The organism is Citrobacter sp. Cpo142, assembly GCF_030332425.1.
GTDB lineage: Bacteria > Pseudomonadota > Gammaproteobacteria > Enterobacterales > Enterobacteriaceae > Citrobacter > Citrobacter portucalensis.
In genome coordinates this window covers 23,062-34,555 of sequence record NZ_JAOWHW010000097.1, presented here as the reverse complement: position 1 = coordinate 34,555, position 11,494 = coordinate 23,062, and the positions used below count along the sequence as shown (strand labels likewise).

8 protein-coding genes are annotated in these 11,494 nt (G+C 52.6%); 3 read left to right on the top strand and 5 right to left on the bottom strand.

Annotated features, from left to right (window positions below; translation table 11 throughout):
- The first annotated feature begins 301 nt into the window (after nucleotides 1-301).
- Nucleotides 302-1,885 (top strand): TerC family protein, encoded by a 1,584-nt coding sequence (locus tag OGY18_RS05280; protein WP_032934495.1) that lies wholly within the window; start codon nucleotides 302-304, stop codon nucleotides 1,883-1,885.
- 44 nt (nucleotides 1,886-1,929) lie between these two features.
- On the opposite strand, the gene asmA is transcribed toward OGY18_RS05280, so the two are convergent.
- The 3 genes from asmA to udk all read right to left on the bottom strand — a co-directional run bounded on the left by asmA (nucleotide 1,930) and on the right by udk (nucleotide 5,124).
- Nucleotides 1,930-3,783: an outer membrane assembly protein AsmA gene (gene asmA / locus OGY18_RS05275; protein ID WP_286547736.1), complete on the bottom strand. Its 1,854-nt coding sequence runs from the start codon at nucleotides 3,781-3,783 to the stop codon at nucleotides 1,930-1,932.
- A gap of 26 nt (nucleotides 3,784-3,809) precedes the next feature.
- Nucleotides 3,810-4,391, bottom strand: a complete 582-nt coding sequence (gene dcd, locus OGY18_RS05270; RefSeq protein WP_003834269.1) for a dCTP deaminase — start codon at nucleotides 4,389-4,391, stop codon at nucleotides 3,810-3,812.
- A 91-nt stretch (nucleotides 4,392-4,482) separates the two neighbouring features.
- Nucleotides 4,483-5,124 carry a uridine kinase gene (gene udk, locus OGY18_RS05265; protein WP_003036776.1) on the bottom strand — a complete coding sequence of 214 codons (642 nt, stop codon included), beginning with the start codon at nucleotides 5,122-5,124 and terminating at the stop codon, nucleotides 4,483-4,485.
- A gap of 315 nt (nucleotides 5,125-5,439) precedes the next feature.
- On the opposite strand from udk, the gene OGY18_RS05260 reads away from it, so the two are divergent.
- On the top strand, nucleotides 5,440-8,769 hold the full coding sequence (locus tag OGY18_RS05260) for a diguanylate cyclase (protein ID WP_063940589.1): 3,330 nt from the start codon (nucleotides 5,440-5,442) through the stop codon (nucleotides 8,767-8,769).
- Here OGY18_RS05260 and alkA read toward each other — a convergent pair.
- On the bottom strand, nucleotides 8,737-9,606 hold the full coding sequence (gene alkA / locus OGY18_RS05255) for a DNA-3-methyladenine glycosylase 2 (protein ID WP_191219846.1): 870 nt from the start codon (nucleotides 9,604-9,606) through the stop codon (nucleotides 8,737-8,739). The two genes, OGY18_RS05260 and alkA, sit on opposite strands and share 33 nt — an antisense overlap.
- 136 nt (nucleotides 9,607-9,742) lie before the next feature.
- Here alkA and yegD point away from each other — a divergent pair, with 136 nt between their 5' ends.
- Nucleotides 9,743-11,095: a molecular chaperone gene (yegD, locus tag OGY18_RS05250; protein WP_286552123.1), complete on the top strand. Its 1,353-nt coding sequence runs from the start codon at nucleotides 9,743-9,745 to the stop codon at nucleotides 11,093-11,095.
- A 99-nt stretch (nucleotides 11,096-11,194) separates the two neighbouring features.
- Here yegD and OGY18_RS05245 read toward each other — a convergent pair whose 3' ends face one another.
- Nucleotides 11,195-11,254 carry a type I toxin-antitoxin system Ibs family toxin gene (locus OGY18_RS05245; protein ID WP_106672390.1) on the bottom strand — a complete coding sequence of 20 codons (60 nt, stop codon included), beginning with the start codon at nucleotides 11,252-11,254 and terminating at the stop codon, nucleotides 11,195-11,197.
- Nucleotides 11,255-11,494 lie beyond the last annotated feature (240 nt).

Here is an 11,494-nt window from a genome sequence, read left to right as displayed (position 1 = left end):
TCAGGCAAGATAACAAACCGCCGATACCCGGCTTTTAAGATTAATATTAAGCGTCGGGTTTGTATATTTTTAGGATTTTATTGACATTGACAATATTGATATAGAAATATTCCACCTGCGATATTTCCTAAATATGTTTAGATTAATAAAATCATTTCCTGTAGTTACATTAAGGCTATTATCCTGCGTTTGTTCTGATATAACCGACAGAGAAATCCCTTCTCGCCATTGCATTTTTCGCCAGTTTTACCCATGATCGAATTGTGACAATTGTCATACAACTATGGGTATAGCATTTACTATGGAATGGATTGCCGATCCGTCAATCTGGGCCGGACTGGTCACGTTAATCGTGATCGAACTTGTTCTTGGCATTGATAATCTTGTTTTTATTGCCATCCTCGCGGAGAAATTGCCTCCTGCCCAGCGGGATAAGGCGCGTATTACCGGGCTACTGCTGGCGATGGTTATGCGCCTGCTGCTGCTGGCATCAATATCCTGGCTGGTAACGCTGACCACGCCGCTGTTCAGCATTCGCGATCTCAGCTTCAGCGCCCGCGATCTGATCATGCTGTTCGGTGGTTTCTTCCTGCTGTTTAAAGCCACTATGGAGCTCAACGAACGGCTGGAAGGGAAAGACAGCGATAACCCCACCCAGCGTAAAGGCGCTAAGTTCTGGGGGGTGGTCGCGCAGATCGTGGTGCTGGACGCCATCTTCTCTCTGGATTCCGTCATTACCGCTGTTGGCATGGTCGATCACCTGGCGGTGATGATGGCGGCAGTCATTATTGCCATCAGCCTGATGTTGCTGGCCAGCAAGTCGCTGACGCGCTTTGTTAACAGCCATCCAACTATTGTTATTCTGTGTCTGAGCTTCCTGCTGATGATTGGTTTCAGTCTGGTGGCCGAAGGGTTTGGTTTCCATATCCCGAAAGGTTACCTGTACGCGGCCATCGGCTTCTCGGTCATGATCGAAGCATTGAACCAGTTGGCTATCTTTAACCGTCGTCGCTTCCTCTCAGCCAACCATACTCTGCGCCAGCGCACCGCCGAGGCGGTAATGCGACTGCTGAGCGGGCAAAAAGAAGATGCTGAACTGGATGCCGAAACCGCGGCGATGCTGGCGGATCATCATGAAGGTCAAATTTTTGCGCCTCAGGAGCGGCGGATGATTGAACGTGTGCTGAACTTCAATCAGCGTACCGTCAGCAGTATCATGACCTCGCGCCACGATATTGAACATATCGACCTCAATGCGCCCGAAGCAGAAATCCGCGCCTTACTGGAAAAAAACCAGCATACGCGTCTGGTGGTCACTGGCGAAGACGAGCAGGAGGAACTGCTGGGCGTGGTGCATGTCATCGATTTGCTGCAACAGTCTCTGCGCGGCGAGCCGCTCGACCTGCGCGTATTGATTCGCCAGCCGCTGGTGTTCCCGGAAACTTTGCCGCTGCTTCCGGCGCTTGAGCAGTTCCGTAATGCCCGCACGCATTTCGCGTTTGTAGCCGATGAATTTGGTTCCGTCGAAGGGATTGTGACGCTGAGTGATGTGATGGAAACCATCGCCGGCAATCTGCCAAACGAGGTAGAGGAAATCGACGCCCGCCATGATATTCAGAAAAACGCCGATGGTTCGTGGACCGCTAACGGACATATGCCGCTGGAAGACCTGGTGCAGTACGTCCCTATCCCGTTAGACGAAAAGCGTGAGTATCACACCATTGCCGGGCTGTTAATGGAGTATTTGCAGCGCATCCCGAAAACCGGGGAGGAAGTTCAGGTTGGCGACTATCGGCTAAAAACCCTGCAGGTGGAAAATCATCGCGTGCAAAAGGTCCAGCTGATACCGCTACACGGTGAAGAAGAGATGGATTACGAGGTGTAAGTCACGAGCCGGATGGGGCATTAGCCACCATCCGGCAATATGAATCAGAGCTTATCCAGCAACTTTTTAACATCTTTGCCGTTGCGGGAATCTTTATTGCGATCTGCCCAGTCATTCAGACGACGTTTTGCTTCATCCTGCAGATGCTTACGCAAAAGCTGATCAACTTGCAGACTGTAGTTCAGTGATTGCCACTGGCCATAGACCCTGAGAGGAACCGGGGTGGCCTTCAGGAAATTGATCAACTGACTTTCGCCATCCCAACCGCCCAGCACGCGAATGTTAAACAGCGTGTCGCAATTCTGCTTCACCAGATCTAACGTTCCTTTGCCGGTTAGCGCCAACATCGCGGACTCCCCTGCCATGTTATCCAGCGTCACCTCTCCGTTATCCAGCGTCATATCGGTTACAAAATGATCCAACCGGGTCACGTTATCGAGGTTTTGCTGAGATTTAACATCCCCACCGCTGCGTTCTACAGCCTGTTGAATCATCTGCTGGAAGTTCATCCCTTCCATTCGCGTATCGTTCATTTCGACATGAGCCTGCCCTTGCCAGCTATGGCGAAACGCCTGAGCATCAATATCTGAGCCGGAAAAATCCCCTGCCAGCGACAGCTTGCCGGTGAGTGCGATGGGGTAATCAAAGGCCTTCAAAATAGTGCCAATTTCCACACCTTCCAGGCGCGGATGAAAGACCGCTCGCGGTTCTCCCTTTCTGGCATCCAGCGTGCCGGGCAATGAGATCAGCCCGCCATCACTTTTTCCCTGCAACTGCGCAATGTTCAGTAAGCCGAACCGGTTGTCTATTTTTGCCGAGACATTCTCAAACGCCATTTTCCGCCACAGCACTTTGTCAGCCTGCAAAGCGATGTCTGCCGAAAACCCCTTGAGTCCTTGATACGAAACGGCATCAACCTGGGAAGCAATGACGGGGCGCGCCAGCGTTGACTGACTCTGACCTTGCTGAACGTCACCTTTTGCTGTCGCCGCTGCGTCATGTTGTACGAGCAGGTTATCCAGATTGAGCTGACCAAATTTTAGGTCGACGGCCCATTCCGGTTTTTCCAACAAGGCCACATGTGCTTGCCCAGAGAAAGAAGAGTCATTAGCGGTCAAATTTATCTGGCTAAATGAAAGCTGTTTTTTTTCTTCCAGCCATTGCGCCTGAAGATGTCCCTGACCGTTGATTCCCTGCGGCGGCAGATCGGCCCCCTGCAGTTGCCAGCTTAACTGCGCAATATTCGCAGATAAGTTATGCGGATAATCGGAGGCATCGACCGTACCGTTAAAGGATAACGCGAGATCGCGCTGATCGCGGTTCACACGCCCGGAAAAATCAAACGTGCCGCGGTGCTGGCTATCTTGTTCCATCTCCAGACGAATATCACGAACGGTAACTTGTTCGTCGTCTTCATGCTGGAATACCAGAACACTGTCGGCAACCCGCAAACGGGCGATATCAAACGACCACCCTTTGTCTTCCGCCAGATCGGGCAACATATTGTCTTTTGGGGCAACGGGCGCATCTTTACCGCGCACCGCCTCAGTTTGCGGGGTCAGTTGAATCACTGCGCCTTTGAGCATCACCTGCTTCACGCTGAGCTGGTGGCTCAACAGCGGCCATAACGCAACGTCAAGGCGCATATTGTCGGCACGAACCAGAGGTTCGCTGGCACCTTCAGCCGTTAACACCACTCGCCCTGAGAGGATACTCAGTTGCGGCCATACGTGCCAACGCAGGGGGCCATCCAACTGCAGCTGATATCCGCTACGTGCGGCAACCTGCTTGACCATATACGCGCGGAAATCATTCGGATTCACCAACAGTACTAACGCAGAAAAGCCGGCCACCAGCACGACCAGAAGAATCATCAGCGTCGTCAGAAATCGTCTCATGCTATCCCCAATGGACTGAAAAACACTCAGTCTTTATCGATCCGGCTGGCAACGGCGCCCTGCTGGTCGCGATACTTCGCATCCTGACGACGGTTGTATGGCCGCGCTGCCGGACCGGAAAGCGGTTCGAAACTTAACGCGCCAATCGGCATGCCCGGACGCAGAGCCAGGGGTAATTTTCCGGAGTTGTAAAACTCCAGTACGATACAGCCAGACCAGCCCGGATCGATACGGTGTGCGGTGACGTGTACCATCAGTCCCAGACGAGCCAGCGAAGAACGGCCATCTAACCAACCGACGAGATCGGAAGGCAGCGTCACAGATTCAAATGTTACTGCCAGCGCAAGCTCACCCGGATGCAAGAAGAATGCCTCGCCGTCCTTGAGGACGATTTCATCACTCATCACGCGATCCAGCGCGGCGCTGACTTCATCTTTCGGTCCGCTCAAATCGATATACGCCGCTGTATGACCGCGGAACGTACGGAATTTGTTGCCAAGACGCACATCTACCGTGGCGCCATTGATTCGCTCGACAGGAGGGCGTGGAGTGATCGACAGGCGACCTTCATCCAACCAGGCTTCAATATCTCGGTCACATAAACGCATGGCACTTTCTCCTTTCGTGCTTCAAACCCTTAATGCCAGGTGCGTTAAGGGTGAACCAGGTTATCACTGAACGGTACACAATTCGCTGAACTTATTCAAAGAACTGACTGATTTTAGCCTTCAGAATATCGATGGCGATGCGGTTTTTACCCCCGCGCGGCACAATGATGTCGGCGTATTGTTTTGAAGGCTCAATAAATTGCAGGAACATTGGGCGGACGGTTTTCTGGTATTGCGCCATCACCGAATCCATTGAACGACCACGTTCATTCACATCGCGCTTGATACGGCGCATCAGACAAATATCCAGCGGCGTATCAACAAAAATAGAAAAGTTCATCTCATCGCGCAAACGCGCATCCGTCAGCAGCAAAATGCCTTCCAGGATGATGACTTTCTTCGGTTCGATATGAATAGTGTCTTGCGTACGCGTGTGCTCAACATAGCTATAAACCGGCAGCTCAATGGCAGAGCCGCGTTTCAGCGTTTGCAGATGTTGAAACAGCAGGCTGTGGTCCATCGCGTTCGGATGGTCGTAGTTGGTTTTTACGCGTTCTTCCATCGACAGATGGCTTTGATCTTTGTAATAGCTGTCTTCGGGAATAACGCCAATATGTTCGTCACCGACTTGTTCACGCAATTCGCGATAAAGAGTACTGGCAATAAGGCTCTTGCCGGAAGCCGATGCGCCGGCAATGCCGATAATGACGCACTGATGGGACTGATCAGTCATAAATTTAGCGACCTGATTAACCTGGATGTAAGGAAGGGCGGCGCCGAAACGCCAAACGCGGCAATTATAAGGATTTCAGCGGCGCGATGCCACCCCAGGCTGCACCAATGCTGTCCCTGTCGCAAATTAAAATGGTCAGATTTAGAACAGCCGCTATATTTATTCACCTGCCTTAGGAATTAATAGCTTGGGAGTGTTAATTTATGAGCAGCTGGCGTATAAATTGTAAATTGTTTGTACTAGCATAATCCCAGATTAAATGTGATGCGTTCGGCATCTCTGCTGGGCGACAACGGCTATTTGGGTAGAGTGGTAATGAGTAAACAATCCCAACATGTTTTAGTTACCTTACCCCATCCTTTACTGCGCCTGGCCAGTTTAGGTCTGGTGGCTTTCATCTTTACGTTGTTTTCGCTGGAACTGTCACGTTACGGCGCACAGCTTGCACCGCTGTGGTTTCCAACCTCTATCATGATGGTGGCTTTTTACCGTCACGCGGGAAAGATGTGGCCAGGGATCGCGCTGGCTTGCTCATTCGGTAGCATCGGTGCCTCTTTACTTTTTTTCCCCGGACAGTCGCTTAATTTCTCCTATACGGTCATTAACATTATTGAGGCTGTTGTTGGCGCAATGTTATTGCGTAAACTGCTGCCCTGGTACAATCCCTTACAAAATTTGAATGATTGGGCGCGCCTGGCATTTGGTAGCGCGGTTGTTCCGCCACTGTTGGGCGGCATATTGATGTGGTTGTTGCTGCCGAAGGACACGTCATTAAATACCTTTCTCATTTGGGTACTGTCAGAATCCATTGGCGCACTGGCGTTGGTGCCGTTAGGTTTACTGTTTAAACCACATTACCTGTTGCGCCATCGCGACCCGCGATTATTGCTTGAGACCCTGATTACCCTGCTGGTGACCTTAACGCTCAGTTGGCTGTCCATGATGTACATTCCATGGCCATTTACCTGCGTTATTGTCCTGCTGATGTGGAGCGCTGTCCGTCTGCCGCGTATGGAGGCGTTTTTAATATTCCTCAGCACCGTGATGATGGTTTCGCTGATGCTGGCTGCCGACCCTTCGCTGCTTTACACCCCGAAACCGAACATGATGACGGACATCCCCTGGTTGCCGTTTTTGATGATCCTGTTGCCCGCTAATATGATGACCATGGTGATGTACGCGTTTCGAGCCGAACGCAAGCACATTTCAGAAAGCGAGTCACGCTTTCGTAACGCCATGGAATATTCCGCGATTGGCATGGCTTTAGTCGGTACCGAGGGACAATGGTTACAGGCCAATAAAGCCTTGTGCCAGTTTCTGGGATATAGCCAGGAGGAGTTACGTTCACTGACCTTCCAGCAATTGACCTGGCCGGAAGATTTGAACAACGACATTGAACAACTGAACATGCTGGCACGCGGAGAGATTAATAGCTATTCCATGGAAAAACGCTATTACACCCGCGCAGGCGACGTCGTCTGGGCGTTGCTGGCGGTTTCGTTAGTGCGTCATAGCGACAATACCCCACTCTACTTTATTGCGCAGGTTGAGGACATTAACGACCTGAAGCATACCGAATGGATCAACAAACGGTTGATGGAGCGCATTACCCTCGCCAATGAAGCCGGGGGGATTGGGATCTGGGAATGGGAACTCCAGCCTGACGTGATCAGCTGGGATAAACGGATGTTCGATCTCTACGAAGTTCCTGCGCATATCAAGCCCAGTTGGCAAGTCTGGTATGAGTGCGTGGTACCCGAAGATCGTGAGTACGCCGAAAATGTGATTCGTGATTCACTGGCCGCACGGGCTCCGTTTAAGCTTGAGTTTCGTATCGCGGTAAAAGATGGCATACGCCATATCCGTTCGTTGGCCAACCGGGTACTGAATAAAGACGGTGAAGTTGAACGCTTGCTTGGTATCAATATGGATATGACCGAAGTCAAGCAGCTTAACGAAGCGCTGTATCAGGAAAAAGAGCGCCTGCACATTACGCTGGATTCAATCGGCGAAGCGGTGATTTGTATTGATGTCGATATGAACGTGACCTTTATGAATCCGGTCGCTGAGAAAATGAGCGGCTGGCAGCAGGACAGTGCCATCGGCATTCCGCTATTGACGGTACTACATATTACTTTTGGCGAGAACGGGCCGCTGATGGAAAATATCTACAGTGCTGACATGTCGCGTACGGCAATCGAACAGGAAGTGGTCCTGCATTGCCGTAACGGCAACAGTTATGACATTCAGTACAGCATCACGTCTCTCAGCACCCTCGACGGCGGCAGCATTGGCTCAGTGTTGGTTATTCAGGACGTCACAGAGTCACGGAAGATGCTCCGCCAGCTTAGCTACAGCGCCTCGCATGATGACCTGACGCAGTTGGCAAACCGGGTCAGTTTCGAAAACCATCTAAAACAATTGCTGCATTCGGTACACGATACGCACCAGCGTCATGTGCTGGTTTTTATCGATTTGGATCGTTTTAAAGCGGTGAACGACAGCGCGGGTCATGCCGCTGGCGATGCCCTGCTGCGTGAACTCTCAGCGCTTATGCTCAGCATGTTGCGATCCAGCGATATGCTGGCGCGCCTGGGCGGCGACGAGTTTGGTCTGTTGCTACCGGATTGTAATATCGAAAGCGCCCGCTTTATTTCAGGTCGCGTCATCAGCGCCATTAATGATTACCACTTCATGTGGGAAGGCCGCTTACACCGTATTGGCGCCAGCGCAGGGATTACGCTCATTGATGAGAAAAACCATGTCGCGACCGATGTGATGTCTCAGGCCGATATTGCCTGTTATGCGGCGAAAAACAGTGGGCGTGGACGCGTCTGCGTTTATGAACCGCAGCAAAGCCAGGGTCATGACGCGTGTAGTCAACTGACATTGGATGAGCAAAGACACACCATTATGCACAACCCAATGCTGATGATCGCCAGAGGTGTGGCTTCCCCACGTATACCGGAGACGTTTAGCTTCTGGCTTCTCTCGCTTCGCTTAGGCACCGCTGAAGGTGAAGCCATTGAGGAGCAAGCCTTCCGCGCCGGGCTGGTCGATCCCGCGTTAAGCAAGGCGCTTGACCGTCGGGTATTTAGCGAGTTCTTCCAGAATGCTGCCCCAGCCGTCGCCAACAAGGGTCTCAGTATTGCCCTGCCCCTTTCCGCCGCCGGCCTGCTCAACACAGAACTTATCGATGAGCTGCTGGAGCACTTGCAACACAGTCCACTACCGCCGCGATTGCTGCATCTGACCGTTCCGGCAAGCGTCATCAAAACCAACCCAACGCAGGCGATATCCGCCCTGCATCGACTGCGTCAGTACGGTTGTCGAATTGTGTTAAGTCAGGTTGGTCGCGATTTAGAGCTTTTTGACAACCTGAAATATCACATTGTCGATTACCTGTTGCTCGACAGCGAGCTAAGTGCCAGCGCTCCCGGCAACCTGATCGACGAAATGTGGGTGTCCATTATCCAGGGTCATGCCCAGCGCCTGGACATAAAAACTATCGCCGGCCCGGTGCAGTTGCCACTCATCATGGATACGCTTTCTGGCATCGGTATTGATATGATTTATGGCGATATTATTGCCGACGCCCAACCGCTGGATCTGCTACTGAATACCAGTAATTTCGCCATCAACTGACGGCTGCCAGCCATCCGTATACCAGATATGCAACAGCGCATAGGAGCGCCAGGGTTTCCAGCGCTCTGCATACCGTCGGATCTGGGCCGGTGTCATGCCGGGAAAACGCTGCTTAATCAGATAATCATCCGGCAGAAAAACGTCCTTCGCCTGCCAGCCGCGCAGTGCAAAGTAGTTGGCGGTCCAGCGTCCTATCCCGGGAAACGTTTGTAGCTGCTTAACGCCTTGTTCGATATCGGTAGGGGCTGTTGTCGCGAGCGCTCCCTCAAGCATTGCGCGAGCCAGATGAATCAACGCTTCAGCGCGTTTGAGCGGCATTCCTAACGCTTTCAGGTGCAGCGGATCGGCATTGGCAAGCGCTTCCGGCGTAGGAAAACACACATACTCGGGTGCATCCTCCAGCGCTTCCCCATAAGCATGCGCCACTTTCGCCGTCAGTTTCGCGGCCATCAATACGCTGACTAACTGCCCTAAAATCGCCCGCCCCCCTTGCTCAAATGCATCGACACATCCCGGTAGGCGCAGTCCAGGACGCGCCGCACCGAGGCTACCCAGCGCGGCGATAATTTGCTGCGGGCAACAGCCAAGATCGAACAAGCGCGTTATTTTTGCCAGGCACTCGGAAGCTACCGGCTGTAACCCTGTGCTCAATGTCACGTGTAGCACGTTGGCGTGCAGATCCGGGACAACGCGCACCAGACCACGATGTCCCCCTACGGACAGGCTTCTGACATAATCCAGCTTTCCTACGGTTTCGACACCTTCAACCGCACGGGCGGCAAGAAACCCCAGCATCCAGGGCCAGTCATAAGGCGGTTGCCAGCTCAGCGTGAACATTCAGTTTTCCTTTTTACGCAAACCTACAGCATAAACGGTATTCAATCAGTACGCCTTGCTTTCATATTCCAGTTGTCGGGGCGTCAACTATTCGTTAAAGTCACGCCCCTTCTTCACTGGCATGGGGATTTTTACGGTGTTTATTGGTTTTGACTACGGTACGGCAAACTGTTCAGTGGCCGTTATGCGTGACGAGCAGCCTCACCTGCTCAAAATGGAAAATAACAGCACGCTACTACCCTCAATGTTGTGCGCACCAACGCGCGAAGCGGTTAGCGAGTGGCTGTATCGCCATCACGACATCCCAACTACGGACGATGAAACGCAGGCGCTGCTTCGCCGCGCGATGCGCTACAACCGCGAAGAAGACATCGACGTTAACGCCAACAGCGTGCAGTTCGGTCTGGCATCGCTGGGTCAGTATATTGAAGACCCGGAAGAGGTGTACTTCGTTAAATCGCCAAAATCATTTTTGGGCGCCAGCGGTCTGAAGCCGCAGCAGGTTGCGCTGTTTGAAGATCTGGTCTGTGCAATGATGCTGCACATTCGCAACCAGGCGCAAAGCCAGCTGCCGGAAGCTATCACTCAGGCCGTGATTGGTCGGCCCATCAACTTCCAGGGATTAGGTGGCGATGACGCCAACACCCAGGCGCAGGGTATTCTTGAACGTGCGGCCAAACGCGCCGGTTTTCAGGATGTCGTCTTCCAGTACGAGCCGGTAGCGGCGGGGCTGGATTACGAAGCGACGCTGCAGGAAGAAAAACGCGTGCTGGTGGTAGATATTGGCGGGGGGACGACCGACTGTTCACTGCTGCTGATGGGGCCGCAATGGCATCAGCGTGCCGATCGCGAAAACAGCCTGCTGGGACACAGTGGCTGCCGCGTAGGCGGGAACGATCTGGATATCGCGCTGGCGTTTAAACACCTGATGCCGCTGCTGGGTATGGGCGGTGAGACTGAAAAAGGTATCGCCTTACCGATTCTCCCCTGGTGGAACGCGGTCGCAATCAACGACGTTCCCGCGCAAAGTGATTTCTACAGCAGCGCCAACGGACGATTGCTCAACGATCTTGTCCGCGACGCAAGAGAAGCCGATAAAGTCGCTCTGCTGCTTAAAGTCTGGCGCGAGCGTCTGAGCTACCGCCTGGTGCGCAGCGCAGAAGAGAGCAAAATCGCACTTTCCGACCAGACAATTGTAACGGCGGCGATACCGTTTATCAGCGACACGCTGGCAACCGATATCAGTCAACACGGACTGGAAGCTGCGCTCAATCAGCCCCTGACGCGTATTCTGGAGCAGGTTCAGCTGGCGCTGGACAACGCGCAGGAAAAACCGGACGTGATTTATCTGACCGGCGGCAGCGCGCGTTCACCGCTGATTAAAAAAGCCCTCGCCCAGCAGCTTCCGGGGATCCCGATCGCGGGTGGCGATGATTTCGGTTCAGTTACCGCCGGACTGGCCCGCTGGGCTGACGTTGTTTTCCGCTAAGCCACTCGCATGGTGAAAAGTGTGCATATTGACATCATCCTTGCTGTGGCTTATGTTCAGGAGTGAGGGTTAGGGAGGGTTTCCCCTCCCCCTGGTGTCTTAGTAAGCCGGTAAGCTAATGACTAAGAGTATCACCAGTATGATGACGTACTTCATCATAACCCTTTCCTTATTTTGGCCCCTTCCTCGGGAGGGGCTTTCCCGTTCCAGCGTCCCGCTGAAATCTCTGGCTTTCCTCCTTTTTGCCCTGTCAGCACTCTATCGCACAATTGCGCATTCGCTATCTTCACCACCGATTGTTGCGTAACGCCTCGCAAAGCCGCGTCAGCATTCAGACGAATCCCGACAGTGTTTCATAATTCCTCCATTTTTCTCCCTTGTTCGCTGGCTAAACTAGTA